Source organism: Phormidium tenue FACHB-1050 (assembly GCF_014696925.1).
Classification (GTDB): domain Bacteria; phylum Cyanobacteriota; class Cyanobacteriia; order Pseudanabaenales; family Pseudanabaenaceae; genus Pseudanabaena.
In genome coordinates this window covers 251,726-268,260 of the sequence record NZ_JACJQY010000001.1, presented here as the reverse complement: position 1 = coordinate 268,260, position 16,535 = coordinate 251,726, and the positions used below count along the sequence as shown (strand labels likewise).

Genomic DNA, 16,535 nt, shown 5'->3' with positions numbered 1-16,535 from the left:
TGAAAAGCTCAATAAAAAATATCTGATAAAATATAGCTGATGATAGTTATAGGCAAACTTAAAAACCCATGCATCAGGAGAAGCCAGAGCGTGACCGTCACTATTCCCATCAAATCTATTGACCTACGACATGGTAGTGCGATCGCCATTCACTCTTTGAGTTGGCGTGATTGTGAAGACATCCTTAATGAGCTAGGTGAAGATCGCCATACTCGCATTGCATACTATCAAGGCACTTTAGAAATTATGTCCCCATTATCCAGACATGAACGTCCCCATCGCCTCGCGGGTTATATTGTGACGGCAATTTTAGACGCACAGGGTCGAGATTGGGAAGATTTTGGCTCAACGACCTTTTATCGAAAAGGAATGGCTGGTGTGGAACCTTATACTTGTCTGTATGTTACCAATGCGGCTTTAGTACGCGATTGTCAAGAACGTATTGATGTGGATATTTATCCGCCGCCTGATTTAGCGATCGAGTCGGATGTCACCTCTAAGACCTTATTATCTGCTTACGAAGCGATCGCCGTGCCTGAAGTTTGGATTTATCGTAATGATAGTTTGCAGATATTTTTGCTCACTAATGGACATTATCTGGAGTCAGAGAGTAGTCTGCTTTTTCCAGATATGGCAATCAAGACATTGATTCCACAGCTTGTTAATCAAGCGATCGAGATCGGCACAAGCGCCATGTTAAGAGAGTTTCGTAAATCTCTAATAGGAGTATGAAAATGACTACAGTGATTCAATCGCCAGTGATAGAGACAGTCACATCACAGCGAATGACATTGGCGGAATTTTTGGCAAGTCCTGAGTCCGATCAGAATTATGAATTTATCGACGGTCAAGTCATAAGAAAAATGTCGCCAAAAAGATTTCATGCATCTTTACAAGCAGAATTATTGATTTTTTTGCGAACTCTGTTTGAGGGCAAAGGTTATGTTTATCCTGAATGGGGGATAGTGCTAACACGCAACGATCAAGATTGGTGTCCCGTTCCTGATTTGACCTATATTTCGATAGAGAGATTGCCTAGTGATGTCGGTAATGAAATGTGTCCAGTACCGCCAGAGCTAGTAATTGAGATTATGTCAGAAGGACAGACTTTTAAGGAATTTGTGGCGAAGGCTGGTGATTATTTGAAGGCTGGGATATTACGAGTATGGGTTATCGATCCGATGAGCAGAACTTTCACAGTGTTCTATCCCGATCGCCCACCTGAAACTTATCAAGGCGATCGCCTATTAACCGATGAGTTATTCCCAGATTTAGCAGTGACAGCCGAGCAGTTTTTTGTAAAAGCAAGAATTTGAGAATTAGAGACAAGTAATTATGGTAGCAACGTATATTGCTGCACAAAAGTGTTGATACACCTTCGTAAATAGGTATTAATCCCACCATAGTGGAACCGTTTTATTGATCACAAGCGATCGCTTAAGTAGCTCAAATCCATAATCATCATCAGTGAGATCAATATCTTTAATCAAAGTTTGGATATCTTCAGAAAGCTCCTTGCCGAATCCTTCTGTAATAGCGATCGCTTCAGCCATACAGCCAAAATGTTGATCAATAGTATCTGGACAGAACTCATAAATCTCCACGGCTAAGTCTGTTAGGTCTTCAGGCAAATTATTAAAAGTTACTGTTACTGAATCAAATTCAATATCGCTCAGTTCAATTCCATACTTTGCATCCCAATACTTGAATTGCTCAATGAGATCTTCAGTACTAAGTTCGTAATTATCGCCATTTGTACCGACTTCTCTTACCTGTTGATATTTATCCATATATTTAGCGCGGTTGTGGTAAATTATGCCCTGAGCCAACGGGTTGTACCATCTTTTTGATCAACGAGGGTAATCCCTAAAGCTTTTAACTCATCTCGAATGCGATCGCCTTCTTGATAATTCTTCGCTTTCTTAGCTTCAATTCTTTGTTGAATTAGCGATTCTATTTCTGTATCACTAATGTTCTCCACCTTGACTTGGCGATCGCTAATATCCGCAACAAAACCCAAAATACTGGTCATATAACTAAGAGCTTGCCAATCTTGAAATAGAACTTCAGAACTTGCAGCAGTTTTACCTGCATGGGATAGTGAGTTGCGCTCTGAGCGTAATTTCTTGGCTAGTTCAAACACATGGGACATCGCCACAGAAGTATTAAAATCATCCTCCATCGCTTCTTCAAAACAGGCGATCGCTTCTCCCACATCGCTTCGAGCAGGAATCTCTATGTTTTCCCATCCTAACTTTGCACCAAAATCTGCGGCAAACAGCATTCCATCGCGAATGGTTTCCCAACCCTTTGTTGCCGCATTAATCGCCTCTTCGGTAAAGTCAATCGGTTGACGATATTGCGCTTGCAAGATAAATAAACGGATTGCCATTGGGTCAAAATGAGTAACCAGATCCCGAATAGTTGTGAAATTATTTAGCGATTTCGACATCTTCTCGCCATCAATATTCACAAATCCGTTATGCATCCAATAGTTGGCAAGTGGCTTTGCATAAGCCGCTTCGGACTGAGCGATTTCATTCTCATGGTGGGGAAACTGTAAATCTGTGCCGCCAGCATGAATATCAATGGTTTCACCCAAACGCGATCGCACCATTGCCGAGCATTCGATATGCCAACCAGGTCTTCCATTTCCCCAAGGTGATGACCAAAAAGGCTCATTGGGCTTAGCCGATTTCCATAAAGCAAAGTCAAAGGGATAGCGCTTTTGTTCTTCCTGTTCATCAACTCGACCACTTGCCCCTGCTTGCATATCTTCAAGTTTGCGTCCCGACAGCTTGCCATAGCTAGGAAACTTCTGCACAGCATAATAGACATCTCCTCTAGATGAATAGGCATAGTCGCGATCGATCAACTGCTGGATCAAATCGATAATTTCGGGAATCGTCTCTGTAGCACGGGGATAATCATCGGCTTGGGCAATATTCAGCTTTGCCATGTCTTCATCGTAGGCAGCGATATACTGCTCTGCGATCGCCTGCATTGTGGTGTTGTTTTCCTGCGCCTTTTTCAAGATTTTGTCATCAATGTCCGTAATATTCTGAACATACTTAACTTGATATTTTGTCGCCAAATAGCGCCGAATCATGTCCCAAACCACATAGGCTCTAGCATGACCTAAATGGCAGTAATTATAGACAGTTACACCACAAACATACATTTTCACAATCCCCGTTTCGATGGGAATAAAGTCTTCTTTGCGTCTGGTGATTGTGTTATAAATGCGAAGGGTCATGGATTTGAGTGTTTTGTGGTGATCTAGGCGCGAGGCAATTATACAGCAAAGCCATAGCGTAAGGGCAATTCATGGATTGCCCTTACGCTATGGCATGAAGCACCGCTCTAGTTTAATAGGGGGAAAGCTTTGTAATAACAATCTTTAACCTTCAACAAAATTAAAGCTAGTGTCACCGACTTCAGATAAACTAATAACTGAAAGTGACTAAAAGTGTTATGACGACTGTTTCTGAGAACCTGAAAATTACCCAAAACGGCACACAAAACGCTAAAGCCGAACCAATTATCGATGGTAGCGAAAACCTTGGTGTAATCGTCAGACGCAAAACCCGACCCGTACAAGTGGGCAATATCACCATTGGCGGTGGCTCTCCTGTCGTGGTTCAGTCGATGATTAATGAAGACACCCTTGACATTGATGGCTCCGTTGCAGGAATTCGCCGCTTGCATGAAATTGGCTGCGAAATTGTGCGTGTCACTGTCCCTAGCATGGCTCACGCTGCGGCTCTTTCAGAAATCCGTCAAAAGCTCAAACGTACTTACTTTGATGTGCCTCTAGTAGCCGATGTCCACCACAACGGCATGAAAATAGCTCTCGAAGTTGCTAAGCATATCCACAAAGTCCGCATTAACCCAGGGCTATATGTATTCGAGAAACCCAAAGCAAATCGCACCGAATACACCCAATCAGAATTTGACGAAATCGCCGAAAAAGTTCGTGACACCCTTAAGCCCCTAGTTTTGAGCCTTAAAGAGCAGGGCAAAGCCATGCGAATTGGCGTAAATCATGGTTCTCTAGCGGAACGAATGCTCTTTACCTACGGTGACACTCCTCAGGGCATGGTCGAATCAGCGATCGAGTTTATTCGCATTTGTGAAGATCTCGACTTTAGAAATATCGTTATCTCCATGAAGGCTTCCCGTGTGCCTGTGATGATCGCCGCCTATCAACTGATGGCTAAGCGCATGGATCAACTTGGTATGGATTACCCTCTACATTTGGGCGTAACCGAAGCAGGTGATGGCGAGTATGGTCGGATTAAGTCCACCGCAGGCATTGCCACATTACTTGCTCAAGGTATTGGTGACACTATCCGAGTCTCCCTCACTGAAGCACCCGAAAAAGAGATCCCAGTTTGCTACAGTATTTTGCAATCCCTTGGATTGCGTAAGACTATGGTTGAGTACGTGGCTTGTCCATCCTGCGGACGCACTCTATTTAATCTTGAAGAAGTCTTGCACAAAGTCCGCGAAGCTACTAGCCACTTAGTGGGTCTAGATATTGCGGTCATGGGTTGTATTGTAAACGGACCGGGAGAAATGGCAGATGCTGACTATGGCTACGTCGGCAAAACCCCTGGTATAATTTCGCTGTATCGCGGCAAGGAAGAAATTAAGCGCGTACCTGAAGCCGAAGGTGTAGAGCAGTTAATCGCGCTGATTAAATCTGATGATCGTTGGGTCGATCCTTAAGGTAACGCAATATTTATAGCATTGAATTCTTCTATTGAGGATTACACCTGTAGAAATAAAGAGTAGTCCTCAATAGATCAATCTACTCTGTTTAAGTAGTTAGGTATAATTAGTTGCAAAGTAAAACCCGCAAAGTTGCACCCTTAAGGAGTTAAACTTTGCGGGTTTTGGTAATTTATTTTTCATAAGTATATAATTAATATATAACAATTGTGAACTCAGGGTTTTATACAGTAACATCAGTTAATTAAAACCTTTACAAAAAAGATAATCAGAACAGAAGCTTAATAATTATTTGATAAAAGTCTTCTATTATTAAAGCCTCTGAAAGCACCAAGAAAAGCTAGATAAGCAGAAATAGGATTTAAAAATATAGCAATAAACACAAGTCCTAAAAATAAATAGAAAAAAATCTCATAAATGTACATAGAAATATATCTAGAAGAATTGGATAGATGATTAAAGAAATTCAACAATAACTTTAATGGCGGAAACCACAAAATACAAATGCCTAATACTCCCATGTCAAATAAGATTGTCAAAAAATGGGAACTTAAAACATCTAAAAAGCCACCTTCAAAAACCCCTGCTCTTCCAATGAATTCCTGACTGAACAGAAAGTTATAGTTACCTAAACCTACTCCAAATATAGTTAACTCAGGCTTTCTTAATATGAGATCTAAAGCATAATATTCAATTCTTCTTGTGTTAAGTTGATTGCTGATCCGAGCCTCAAATATATCATCAAAAAATTTCAGTTCAAACAATGAATAAACAGTGATAAAAACTACAACATATAATATTATTAAATTAACAGATTTACTAAATCCATTTTTTGAAATGTTTATAATAAGATAAAAAACAAAAAATATAGATATTGAGATATATGTTGAAGAAGAATAAGTTAGAAAAAAACAAATGCCATGAATAAGTATTAACAAATAAGAAAAAAAACTCTTGGAAAACAGCTTGAATTCACACTGCTTTTGCTGTATATCAAGACAGACTATTAGTAATATTATGGAAATAGCGAGAGTTATAGAAAACTGTTTGGGTTCAACACAAAATGAATTAACTCTGAAAATCAAATCTTCAGCAGATCTAAAAGCTCCAACACCAACTTTATCAACATTATAAACAATACCTCTAAAAGGTAAATTAATATTAGATGCAAGAATTTGATAGCCTGCATAGATACACAAGAGAGTTGTAGTGCCTATGTAATATTTAAAAAAAGATATTAGTCTTGTAATATTTTTTGAGTTGTACCAAACAATTGCATAAATCAATAAATAATTCAAATATGTAAACATTTGAATTATTGTTCTAAAATATGGAGATTGAAAACCAAAATTTTGAAATCCTGAAACAGGATAGTTTTCACTACTAAATAAGCCCCAAATAGTAGCCATGAAAATCATTGTTAAAAATGACCTAAACCAAGAATCATTAAATATTTCCAAGTTTAATTTTATGTAGGGGTTTAATATTAGTGAAACTATAAATATTGAAGGTACTATCTTCTCAGGAGTCCATCTAGTTCCGAGTTCAATAAAAAAGTAGAATGTCAAACAAGCAGGCAAAATATAAATAATGCGATGAGGTTTGGTGAATGCTATCCAAATAGTTAAAATAGCAAAACTTGCAAGAACAATATAGTCCCAGATACCTTGTCCATATAATTGAAATGATTCAGGTTGCATTAGAAGTTAATACTTTATAAGTTTCTATCATTTCATCTGCTACTCGCCGCCACGAGTATTTTTGTCTAATAGCAATAAGTGTATCCTCGGTGTAGACATATTCAGGAATCAGATTCCATGTATGTGTAATTGCATGAGCAATAGAAGGTGAATATGATTCTGTTAGCACGCCTCTAGCTTGTTTGATAATCTCAGGAATAGCTCCTTGAGGTGTACCAATAATAGGTATTCCATAAAAAGCAGCATCTAATGTGGCAAGACAGAACCCTTCTTCTAGAGAGGTCTGTACATAAATATGGCTGTTATAATATGCTAACTGCAATTCTTGTTCAGTTATATTTAATCTAAGATTAACCACCTCATTTAACCCTAGTTCTACAATTTTATCTTGCAAATATTTATAATACCTTTGATTGCGAGATGCTCCAATTATTGTCCATAAAAACTGAAATTTATTGTCTAATAATTGTGAAGCTACTTTTAAAGATATATGATACCCCTTATGAGGAACAAATCCTCCAACTGTTAATATTTGACATTTTTGATCAATCACAAGTTGAGAGTAATCTGGTGAAATAGGTTTGGGAGCTTTTGCACCTAGTTGAATTTCTACGATCTTTTTATTTGGTAATATTGCTGACAAAATCTGTTTTGTGTGAGAGCTAACGGTTATATAAGTATCATATTTGTGAATTAGCAATCTGCGGTGATTAATCCATCCCACAGCTTTTTTCCTTAAGATATCCCCAACGTATCTCCAAGGGCTATCTCCTAGCCACGAAGTCCCACATTCTCTAGGGGGAATATTATGTATAGTCACGCAACAGGGAATACTGAATTCTTCAATTTTGAGCCCTTCAAGTAAGAACATACCAAAAAGTACATGAATAATATCTGGCTTGATTTCATTAACTACTTGATGTAGATAAATATTGACATTTTCAACAAATTTAAATCTCAGATTTCGAGGGATACTAGTGAGACTACATCCCAATCCAATATAATGAATTCTCCAGTTTAAATTAATTTCTACAATATCTAATTTGCCAATAGTTGTATTTTGAGGTGCAATCAACTCTACTGATTGACCTAGGTTTGACATCTGTTCACAAATAGACTTTACATAGGTAGTAGTACCTCCTAGGATTGGCTCATAGTGTTCAGAAATAAAAATAATTTTCATCTGTTTTGATATTTTAGGATTTTCTGAGCTTGATTAAAGCCTTTGAATAATTTCATGAAAGCAATTACTATTAGCCAAGGATTTTGTAAGTTTCTATTGTTAAATACAAAATAACGTAATGCACAAAATAAATGATCTGGATATTGGGAAATAGGTATATTTTTAAGGATAAAATATGCACATCCAAAAAAATGGTGATCTGGCATGACTTGCTGATTACTAATCCAATTACGACAACCACCTTGAGGATTACCAATATGAACTAAATCTGCTTCTGGATCATAAAAAAACTGACCATGTTTTTTCTTTACTCTGAGACAGAAGTCTGATTCTTCTCGATGAGCCCCCCTAATATAATTCTCATCCATACAGCCAACATCTAGCGCAACTTGCCGACGGACTGATAAGTTGCATGAGCGACCACTATCTACAGAACAAGCACAACCATAGTTCTGAGGAAAGTACAACCAACCAACATTGGGACGATAGCTCATCCAATGACGAGTATAACGCTTGGTTTGATTTTGAGATAAAACTAATCCTACAACTCCTGGAATAGCTAAATCTTTGTAGTGGCGAATATGATTACGAATAAAGTCTTTATTCGTAATCATGACATCATCATCTAAAAATAGAACTATTTCTCCTTTGGCTTCCTGTATTCCTATATTTCTAGCAAATGAAGCTGAAGGAATTTCAGAGTGGTAATAGTGAATTAGTAATTCACTATTAGTAATTATTTGGGCTTTTCCAATTGGGGTTTGATCAATGATAATAACCTCAAAATCGGTATGGGTTTGATGACTTAGATCTATTAAAGTATTATTCAAGTCGTTATAACGGTTAACAGTAGGAATAATAATAGACAATTTCATTGCAGTCACTTCAAATTAAGTAAACATTTATAATTTCCCAAAAGAGCTTTCTCGTTTGGAACTAGGAAAACATGATCAACAACATTACACGAATCAAAGTCTGTTATGATTTCCCAGCTAGTTTCATCTTTTCTATAAATGATATAGTTGTCAGGAATCAATGAAAAAAACACTTTGTTTAGTTCAACATTTCTAGATTGATAGTATGGTTTGTTTACTTCCATTAATATAGTTGGGCGATCTATTTTAATAGTCTCTTGTCCACCCATTAGACAAAAATCTTCATGTCCTTCAATATCAATTTTCATAAAATCAATTCTCTTACCATTAGTTCCGTAGGTCTTCCATATGTCATCCAACTTTTCTACCTTGATTAGTACTTTTGTGAAACCATTATCAAAGTTACTGTCAGTTGCTATAGAAGCATTACCAGTAATAGCTCCCTCTAAAAAGTCTTCTCTTAATACTAATAAGTCCTCTCTTGAATTATTTGAAAGTCCAAAATTGTAGACAGAACACCAGTTTGTAAGACTATTATCTTTTATATTTTCAATAGTCCTATTGAAGTTTGCTGCAAATGGTTCAAATGCTATAACATGACCAGAAGTAGCATTTCTTCTAAAGAAATCACCTATAGCAATTGTATAAAATCCAATATTTGCTCCAATGTCTAAAAAAATTGAGTTAGGATCAATTAAAGATAAAACAGCGTTGATGAAATCTGTATCATATTCACCTCGATAATACGCAAGAAACTCTGTATGAGATCTTAGATCAACACGTATTAGGGTTCCATTTTTCATCTTTGATGTGACAATTGGCTCTGTAATATGATTTAGTATTAATTTGTTGTAAATTCTAGATATTTTACTAACACCAATAAAATTAGATAAGAATCTAATTGACTTAGCACCTAAATATATTGCAATATCTACTAACTTCATATGTATATTTATATTGAATTAGTTTTATATTGATAGTATAACTGTTGAATACGAATGGCTAGTTTCCAGCCTAAAATATCACGAATGATTTTAAAGAAGATCCCACCATTAGGTTTTAAGTCACATCCTCCTAAAGCTCGGATTTTCTCTTCGGCGCATGTTACTAAGTCGATGAAACGTGGATACGAGGCGAAAACAAAGTTTTGCCAGTAGCAAGCTGAAGCGTAGCAAGTACGAGGACTGTTTTCGGTATCTAATAGTCTTTGCGTGCTGAGTTGTATAGACTGATAGTAAGATGAAAAAGCTTGATGAGATCGCTGTCGACTTAGGCTGTTTATCATTCCAGAGCGATAGTGGCTTCTTGCACCATTACAAAATTTTATGCCCTTACTAGCTAAAATTACACGGCAAAAATACTCACCATCATCATTAAGTGAAAGATTTTCATTCCAAATTCCTGCTTGATCTGCAATGTTACGCGGCACTAACCAACTATGGGAAGGCATCATTTCTCTTTTTTTCCAACAATCAATTAACCAATCAATGGAAGACTTATCTTGCCAAAGTAATTTTCTTGTAAAACTCGTTTCAATCGGAGAATTATAAAACCTTCCCCATTCTCCTGCAATCACATAATCGCTATGACCTCGCTGTGCCAAATTTATTTGTAGTTCTATTTTATCAATCGCTAATAGATCATCAGCATCTAAATATTGGATAAATTCTCCTTGAGCGTATATTAATGCTTGGTTTCTAGCAGCACTAGCTCCTCTATTTTCTTGACTAAGGACTTTGATGTTTTTGGATTCAAAAGTTTTCGCGATCGCTAGACTACTATCCGTCGAACCATCATCAACAATAATAATTTCGATATTCTTCCAAGTCTGGTCTAGTGAAGATTTGATAGTCTCTGATAGCCATTTCTCAGCGTTATAACATGGGATAAGAATTGAAACGAGAGGTTGATGCATAAATTGTTTTTATAATTAAATATGAAAGAATAAGATAATAGATTCCCTGAATCTGAACTAAATTAAATGTTAGATATTAGTAATCTCCGAATAGCTCCTAAGGTAAATCGTGAGATTCTAATGTTAGGCTCCATCCATGAATATTGGATGATTTTAAATATCTTTTTAGGCTTGCTTAATTCTGTTGAATCAAGAATCTTTTTGACTTTAAAATACCATAGCTGAGTTTTTAGATAAATCTCAATATGCTTATATAATTTTTTGTATGCATCATTATGCAAAATGTTAACTAAAGAGATAGTTCTTTCTTTAAGAATCTCACTGTAGTCAATATTTGTTTTAGACTTTGAGTGTACTCTAAAATTAACTAAAACACTTTTAGAATAAGTTACTTTAGGGAAATGGGTGAGATACCTAATTGTTAATTCCCAATCAAAACTAAGATAGAGGTCTTCTCTAAGAACGCCTATTTTTTTGATTTTTTCGGTGCACAGCCATATTCCAGGTTGGTGATAACAGTATTTGTTTTTGAGCAAATTAATTGCAGACAAATTATGATGAATATGTATTTGTTCTTGCTCATTAATTTCACTAAAGTCATTTACTTTTCCTGCTAGAACATCAAAATTTTTAAATTCTGTAGAAATATTCTGTAATCCACCAAGCTCCAAAAAATCATCTGAATTAATCCAGTTAAAAAATTTACCTGTACATCTCTCTAACCCCTTGTTAATTGCGTTAGATTGCCCTGTATCTTTCTCACTTACCCAATATGAAATCCACTTTTCGTACTTCTTAATTATCTCGATAGAGTTATCTGTACTTGCTCCGTCAATAATAATATATTCAAGATTGGGATAGCCTTGCAATAAAATGGAACGTATAGTTTCTTCGATAAAATGCCCGTAGTTATAGTTTGGAGTAACAATACTAATACGTGGCCAATCAGAACCATCAGGCATCTTGTTAGGCAGTACTTCAGTTTGCTCTGTCCAAGGCCAGCCTGTTTTGCTTTCTGGTGGATTAGGTAAGTCTTGTAATGTCAAAGCAGTATTTATAAGTGCCATTTTATATATTCAAAATTAAACCTAATTGCTTGGCTTGAAGCGCTATCTTAGAGTTTATTCTAAAACAATCTTTTTACTTCCCATAATTACTTCTAGCTATATAGCTATCCTAAATGGTTGGTTATAGCTGAAGAGGTTGAAAATAAACGATCGCGATAGTTTCGCAAAAAAGCTAGGATCGTTTTAGAAGTAACCAATGAGTGCGATACAATTAAAAACTGTTTGAATTAGTATACAAACACAAAATATTAGAATTAGGATTGTAAGCCCTGAATAACTTTACTTTTAAATTAGAGTGTCAGTGCAGTAGGACTGATGCCAGAGTTGGACAATTTCATACGCCACATGGAGTTGTGCATACCCCCCGTTTTATGCCAGTTGGCACATTGGCGAATGTAAAAACTGTCACGCCTGCACAGCTTAAAGACTGCAAAGCCGAAATGGTTTTAGCAAATACCTATCATCTCCATCTCCAACCAGGTGAGGATATTGTTGCCGAAGCAGGGGGACTACATAAATTTATGAACTGGGATAGTCCAATCCTGACTGATTCAGGCGGATTTCAGGTTTTTAGCCTGAGCGAGATTCGGTCAATTAGTGAAGATGGAGTCCAGTTCCGATCGCCTCGTGATGGCAATATGATTAATCTCACGCCAGAGAAATCGATTCAAATCCAGAATCAACTGGGGGCAGATGTGATCATGGCTTTTGATGAATGTGCTCCTTATCCTTCTACCTATGAAGCAATCAAACTAGCGGGACAACGCACAACACGATGGCTAGAGAGATGTATTAAAGCGCACGATCGCCAGAGTGATCAAGCTTTATTTGGTATCGTCCAAGGCGGTGTTTATCTAGATTTACGTCAACAGTCAGCACGAGAACTAATTGAGTTTGATTTACCAGGTTATGCGATCGGCGGAGTAAGTGTTGGTGAACCACCAGAATTAATCGAAAAAATTGTTAAAGCCACAACTCCACTGTTGCCAGTTGATAAACCTCGCTATCTCATGGGTGTTGGAACATATAAAGAAATGGCTCAAGCCGTGGCCGCAGGCATTGACTTATTTGATTGTGTTATTCCTACAAGATTTGCAAGGCACAGTGTTGCGCTGGTCAGAGGCGATCGCTGGAATCTCAAAAACCAAAAATTTAAGCGTGATTTCACCCCCATTGATTGTGAGTGTGATTGCTACGCTTGCCAAAATTTCTCGCGGGCTTATATTAGCCATTTAGTGCGATCGCAAGAAATTTTGGGCTATACGTTACTATCAATTCACAATATTACTGAATTGATTCGATTCACTCAACAAATGCGCCAAGCAATTATCGACAATCAATTTGTCGAAAAGTTTGGTCGTTATCTCACGGAATCTTCGTCTTCTACTGAGGAGCGTCATCCATGATTCGCTTATCTCTCTATCTTTTTCTATGGATCGCATCAATGGCGATCGCGATTTTCGCAACCCAAAATATTCATTTAGTCAACTTGCGATTTTTTACGCTTGAGTCAATTAAGTTGCCACTAGGATTAGTATTAATTTTTTGTGCTGGCTTAGGTGCAACCTGCATTAATCTTTGGCAAATATCAGTAGGTTTTGAATTACCAACAGTACCGAAATTTTCCGTTTTTTCTGCGGGAAATAATCCTGTAAAACGTCAAACTGTGGCTCAGCCATCAACATTTAAAAAAGATATTTCTAGGTCGAATAATAGTATTAAAGATGACTTTGATGATGACTGGGATGATGACTGGGGATAGTTTGTATTCGTGAATACATTTGTGATTGACTGATTTTGTTAGCTTCCAATATATGCATCCTAGCAAGTGTAACCAAGTTTATTAAATACTAAGATTTAGTAAACTGTTTGTTCACATTTGTTTAAACATATTTCTTTTATGGTGTGAAGGAATGAAAAAAGTCAGTAATCTCTCGGTGATATTAGGCTTGAGCTTGTTAGCTACGGCTACAGGCGCAAACGCTGAGACGCAAAATCCAGTTCAAGTTCAGCCTCAATCGACCTCTGTTCCAGTAATGCAGTCATCATTGCCTGCAACAGAAGTGAAGTTGAGCGAGTCCGAAACTATTCGTGCAATTAATTCGGAATCAATTCGTCCAAAGACTCTAGCTCAAAATGTTACCTCGGTATCTCAATTGAGCGACGTAAAACCCACTGATTGGGCGTTTACAGCTTTACAGTCTCTAGTCGAGCGCTACGGCTGTATCGCAGGTTATCCTGACAGTACTTTTCGTGGTAGACAAGCAACTAGCCGCTATGAATTTGCTGCTGGTTTGAATGCTTGTTTAGATAAGATCAACGAAATTATCTCCGCAGGTTTGGCTGACAAGGTCAGTAAAGAAGACCTCGCGACATTGCAAAAGCTTCAAGAAGAGTTTGCTGCTGAACTTGCTACCCTTCGTGGTCGTGTTGATGCCCTTGATGCCAAGGTTGCTAAGCTAGAAGCTCAGCAGTTCTCCACAACCACTAAGCTAAGTGGGCTAGCTTTCTTTAATGTTACGACTGGTTCAGGAAGTGGCGTTCTTAGAGATGGTGCTACTCCTGGCAACGCTCCTAATACGACCATGAGTGGATTAGTATGGTTGACTCTGAACACCTCTTTTACGGGTAAGGATAGCTTAATAACTCAACTCGCAGTTGGTAATGGTAACTCGGCTTACTCCAATGCCTATGGTTCATCTGGGTTTTTCAACACAACTGCTACCACATTCACAGATCAAACTGCTGGAGCCACAGCTAACACTTTTGTACTGCGTGAACTATCCTATACTTTCCCTGTATTTGAGAAAGCTAGCTTAGTAGTTGGTCCTCGCGTCAACTTCTACAAGTACTTCGATGGAAATCGTTTTCTCTATCCTTGGAATACTACATTTAGCTCTATCAACAGCTCTTTATTGAGTGATGCTAAGCGTGGTGCAGGTGCTGTATTCATGACTCCTTTAGGGGACATGTTTGACTTCAAAGTTGGCTACTTGGCTGAAAGTAATGAATTTTTCACTACTAACTCAGCAGCTAGCCCAACTCAAGGTCTAACTGGTGGGACTAACAATATAACTGCCGAACTTGGTTTCAAACCAAGTGATTCCTTCAAGCTTCGCTTGCTCTATGGTTACGGCAATATTGCTGGAAATAGAAATGCTGCTGGAGCACTTACTGGTACTGTAGGTGGTTCTCCTTCTCTTCAAGCTACTACAATCGCTGGCTTTAACAACGGTCAATCTAACGTTTTTGTAGCTAACTTTGATTGGTTAGTCACTAAAGGCTTTGGTCTGTTTGGTCGTTATGGATATGGAACCACTAACCTTAATAGAACTGCTGGCGGTTCTACTAATGTCAATCAGTATACTTTCCAAATTGGAGCAGCTTTCCCTGACCTATTCAAAGAAGGCGCTCAAGCCATGATCTCTTTTGCCGTGCCTTACAAGTTTGGGGACACTGACAATGTTCTTGCTTCTGGTAGGGGTAATGATGGTACACAGTACGATCTTGAGTTTTCTTACATCTATCCTGTAACTAAGAATATATCTCTAGTTCCTTCTGCTTATTTCATCTTTAATCCTAATAACTTCTCTGGCAACCCAACCGTATTTATTGGTAACTTGCAAGCAGTGTTTAGCTTCTAATCACGAGGTGTAAACCTTCCAAACACAAAAGGGTGTGCTTAGCACGCCCTTTTGTGTTTGGAAGAAGAGATTGCTAATTAACTCAAGTAGTTAGTGATACATTTGTTACAAATAATGTTTGCTAAGTTCTAATTCAGTGTAGATTTTTCCTAATCAGTTTTTCTTAACTCGCGGTACATTCAATCTTTCTAAGGTGTGAAGGCATGAGTCCAATCTATATTCCCCGTCGCAAGTTTATCAGAGGCGCGATCGCTACAGCCGCTTTTGGTGCAACCTCTCAACTTTGGGTAGGCTGCTCAGAGCAGGCTCCTACTAACACAACAGGCACTACAGGCTCGCCTAGCGCACCAGGTTCTCCTGCGGCGACACTATTAAATATTGGTTTTATCTATGTTGGACCAAAAGATGATTTTGGCTACAGCCAAGCTCACTTTGAAGGTGAAACAGCGATCTCCAAGCTTCCTGATGTGAAAACATTCAGTGAAGCAAGTGTTGCAGAAACTGCTGTAGTTCAAGAAACTATGCTCGGCATGATCAACCAAAATGGGGTCACAGCTCTTTTCCCCACATCTTTTGGCTACTTCGATCCGCACATTCTCAAATTAGCGCCCGAAAACCCCAAAGTGCAATTCTTCCATTGCGGTGGACTGTATACGGAAGGCAAAACCCCCAAGAATATCGGTAGTTACTATGGCTACATCGATGAAGCGCAATATGTGGCTGGGGTCGTTGCAGGACTAACAACCAAGTCTGGCAAGTTAGGGTTTGTAGCTGCCAAGCCAATTCCGCAGGTAGTTCGCAATATCAACAGCTACACTCTTGGCGCTCGTAGCGTTAATCCTAAAGCTACAGTACAAGTAATCTTCACTGGCGATTGGTCAGTTCCAGTCAAAGAGGCTGAAGCAGCCAACAGCATGGTTGATCAAGGTGTAGATGTCTTAACCTGTCACGTAGACAGTCCAAAAGTTGTGATGGAAACCGCAGAGAAACGGAAAATATTCTGCACGGGCTATCATACTAATCAAGCATCACTTGCTCCAAATGGATATCTAACTGGTGCAGAATGGGATTGGACTAATGTCTACACCAAGTATGTAGAACTCCTCAAAGGAGGTAAGACGCTTATGGATGGAGGTATTCCTCACATTTTGCGCGGTGGTCTGAAGGAAGGTTTCTGTAAAGTGTCTCCGTTTGGAAGTGCCGTTAGCGCTGCGACTAAGAAGGAAGCCGAAACTGTGATGGCTAAGTTCAAAGATGGCAGCATGATCATTTATGCTGGTGAAATGAAAGATAACACTGGCAAGGTTGTGATTGCTAAGGGCAAGGAATACAAACAGACAGAACCTGATCTAGAAAAGATGGATTGGTTTGTTGAAGGCGTGATTGGAAGCGTTAAAGGCTAATCAAATAAAAAGAT

Annotated in this window: 15 protein-coding genes; 7 read left to right on the top strand and 8 right to left on the bottom strand. The window is 38.2% G+C overall.

Going from position 1 to position 16,535, the window contains the following annotated elements; genetic code table 11:
• Window positions 1-90: 90 nt before the first annotated feature.
• Both H6G05_RS01320 and H6G05_RS01315 read left to right on the top strand, forming a co-directional pair.
• Window positions 91-732 (top strand): Uma2 family endonuclease, encoded by a 642-nt coding sequence (locus H6G05_RS01320; RefSeq protein WP_190575602.1) that lies wholly within the window; start codon window positions 91-93, stop codon window positions 730-732.
• 2 nt (window positions 733-734) lie between these two features.
• On the top strand, window positions 735-1,316 hold the full coding sequence (locus H6G05_RS01315) for a Uma2 family endonuclease (RefSeq protein ID WP_190575600.1): 582 nt from the start codon (window positions 735-737) through the stop codon (window positions 1,314-1,316).
• Between the two features lie 75 nt (window positions 1,317-1,391).
• Here H6G05_RS01315 and H6G05_RS01310 read toward each other — a convergent pair whose 3' ends face one another.
• Together H6G05_RS01310 and cysS are read right to left on the bottom strand one after the other, a co-directional pair.
• Entirely contained in the window at window positions 1,392-1,790 is a 399-nt protein-coding gene (locus tag H6G05_RS01310) for a DUF4253 domain-containing protein (RefSeq protein ID WP_190575598.1), read from the bottom strand.
• A gap of 23 nt (window positions 1,791-1,813) precedes the next feature.
• Window positions 1,814-3,256, bottom strand: coding sequence for a cysteine--tRNA ligase (cysS, locus tag H6G05_RS01305; protein ID WP_190575596.1), 1,443 nt, complete (start codon window positions 3,254-3,256; stop codon window positions 1,814-1,816).
• 218 nt (window positions 3,257-3,474) lie between these two features.
• Between cysS and ispG the strand changes: the two genes are divergently transcribed.
• Window positions 3,475-4,731, top strand: coding sequence for a (E)-4-hydroxy-3-methylbut-2-enyl-diphosphate synthase (ispG, locus tag H6G05_RS01300; RefSeq protein ID WP_190575594.1), 1,257 nt, complete (start codon window positions 3,475-3,477; stop codon window positions 4,729-4,731).
• A 284-nt stretch (window positions 4,732-5,015) separates the two neighbouring features.
• Here ispG and H6G05_RS01295 read toward each other — a convergent pair whose 3' ends face one another.
• The 6 genes from H6G05_RS01295 to H6G05_RS01270 all read right to left on the bottom strand — a co-directional run bounded on the left by H6G05_RS01295 (window position 5,016) and on the right by H6G05_RS01270 (window position 11,474).
• The gene (locus H6G05_RS01295; protein WP_190575592.1) at window positions 5,016-6,434 is read right to left on the bottom strand and encodes an O-antigen ligase family protein; all 1,419 of its coding nucleotides are present in this window, start codon (window positions 6,432-6,434) and stop codon (window positions 5,016-5,018) included.
• The gene (locus H6G05_RS01290) at window positions 6,424-7,617 is read right to left on the bottom strand and encodes a glycosyltransferase family 4 protein (RefSeq protein WP_190575590.1); all 1,194 of its coding nucleotides are present in this window, start codon (window positions 7,615-7,617) and stop codon (window positions 6,424-6,426) included. The genes H6G05_RS01295 and H6G05_RS01290 overlap by 11 nt, the downstream gene beginning before the upstream one ends.
• Window positions 7,614-8,492 carry a glycosyltransferase family 2 protein gene (locus tag H6G05_RS01285; RefSeq protein ID WP_190575588.1) on the bottom strand — a complete coding sequence of 293 codons (879 nt, stop codon included), beginning with the start codon at window positions 8,490-8,492 and terminating at the stop codon, window positions 7,614-7,616. Before H6G05_RS01285 ends, H6G05_RS01290 begins: the two co-directional genes overlap by 4 nt.
• 5 nt (window positions 8,493-8,497) lie before the next feature.
• Complete coding sequence (locus H6G05_RS01280; RefSeq protein WP_190575586.1) at window positions 8,498-9,436, bottom strand: FkbM family methyltransferase; 939 nt, start codon at window positions 9,434-9,436, stop codon at window positions 8,498-8,500.
• An 8-nt stretch (window positions 9,437-9,444) separates the two neighbouring features.
• A complete protein-coding gene (locus H6G05_RS01275; protein ID WP_190575583.1) occupies window positions 9,445-10,407 on the bottom strand; it encodes a glycosyltransferase family 2 protein in 963 nt (320 codons plus the stop codon).
• A 62-nt stretch (window positions 10,408-10,469) separates the two neighbouring features.
• On the bottom strand, window positions 10,470-11,474 hold the full coding sequence (locus tag H6G05_RS01270) for a glycosyltransferase family 2 protein (protein ID WP_190575581.1): 1,005 nt from the start codon (window positions 11,472-11,474) through the stop codon (window positions 10,470-10,472).
• 269 nt (window positions 11,475-11,743) lie between these two features.
• Between H6G05_RS01270 and tgt the strand changes: the two genes are divergently transcribed.
• The 4 genes from tgt to H6G05_RS01250 all read left to right on the top strand — a co-directional run bounded on the left by tgt (window position 11,744) and on the right by H6G05_RS01250 (window position 16,521).
• Entirely contained in the window at window positions 11,744-12,880 is a 1,137-nt protein-coding gene (gene tgt / locus H6G05_RS01265) for a tRNA guanosine(34) transglycosylase Tgt (protein WP_190575698.1), read from the top strand.
• Window positions 12,877-13,236: a LapA family protein gene (locus H6G05_RS01260; RefSeq protein ID WP_190575579.1), complete on the top strand. Its 360-nt coding sequence runs from the start codon at window positions 12,877-12,879 to the stop codon at window positions 13,234-13,236. The genes tgt and H6G05_RS01260 overlap by 4 nt, the downstream gene beginning before the upstream one ends.
• A gap of 151 nt (window positions 13,237-13,387) precedes the next feature.
• Window positions 13,388-15,118, top strand: coding sequence for an iron uptake porin (locus H6G05_RS01255; RefSeq protein WP_190575577.1), 1,731 nt, complete (start codon window positions 13,388-13,390; stop codon window positions 15,116-15,118).
• Between the two features lie 203 nt (window positions 15,119-15,321).
• Complete coding sequence (locus tag H6G05_RS01250) at window positions 15,322-16,521, top strand: BMP family ABC transporter substrate-binding protein (protein ID WP_190575575.1); 1,200 nt, start codon at window positions 15,322-15,324, stop codon at window positions 16,519-16,521.
• Window positions 16,522-16,535 lie beyond the last annotated feature (14 nt).

Bases quoted from the DNA above. Each gene is read 5' to 3' on its own strand.
- H6G05_RS01250 (WP_190575575.1), top strand. From the start codon at position 15,322: ATGAGTCCAATCTATATTCCCCGTCGCAAGTTTATCAGAGGCGCGATC.
- H6G05_RS01310 (WP_190575598.1), bottom strand. From the start codon at position 1,790: ATGGATAAATATCAACAGGTAAGAGAAGTCGGTACAAATGGCGATAAT.
- H6G05_RS01295 (WP_190575592.1), bottom strand. From the start codon at position 6,434: ATGCAACCTGAATCATTTCAATTATATGGACAAGGTATCTGGGACTAT.
- H6G05_RS01285 (WP_190575588.1), bottom strand. From the start codon at position 8,492: ATGAAATTGTCTATTATTATTCCTACTGTTAACCGTTATAACGACTTG.
- cysS (WP_190575596.1), bottom strand. From the start codon at position 3,256: ATGACCCTTCGCATTTATAACACAATCACCAGACGCAAAGAAGACTTT.
- ispG (WP_190575594.1), top strand. From the start codon at position 3,475: ATGACGACTGTTTCTGAGAACCTGAAAATTACCCAAAACGGCACACAA.
- H6G05_RS01315 (WP_190575600.1), top strand. From the start codon at position 735: ATGACTACAGTGATTCAATCGCCAGTGATAGAGACAGTCACATCACAG.
- H6G05_RS01280 (WP_190575586.1), bottom strand. From the start codon at position 9,436: ATGAAGTTAGTAGATATTGCAATATATTTAGGTGCTAAGTCAATTAGA.
- H6G05_RS01275 (WP_190575583.1), bottom strand. From the start codon at position 10,407: ATGCATCAACCTCTCGTTTCAATTCTTATCCCATGTTATAACGCTGAG.
- H6G05_RS01270 (WP_190575581.1), bottom strand. From the start codon at position 11,474: ATGGCACTTATAAATACTGCTTTGACATTACAAGACTTACCTAATCCA.
- H6G05_RS01260 (WP_190575579.1), top strand. From the start codon at position 12,877: ATGATTCGCTTATCTCTCTATCTTTTTCTATGGATCGCATCAATGGCG.
- H6G05_RS01290 (WP_190575590.1), bottom strand. From the start codon at position 7,617: ATGAAAATTATTTTTATTTCTGAACACTATGAGCCAATCCTAGGAGGT.
- H6G05_RS01255 (WP_190575577.1), top strand. From the start codon at position 13,388: ATGAAAAAAGTCAGTAATCTCTCGGTGATATTAGGCTTGAGCTTGTTA.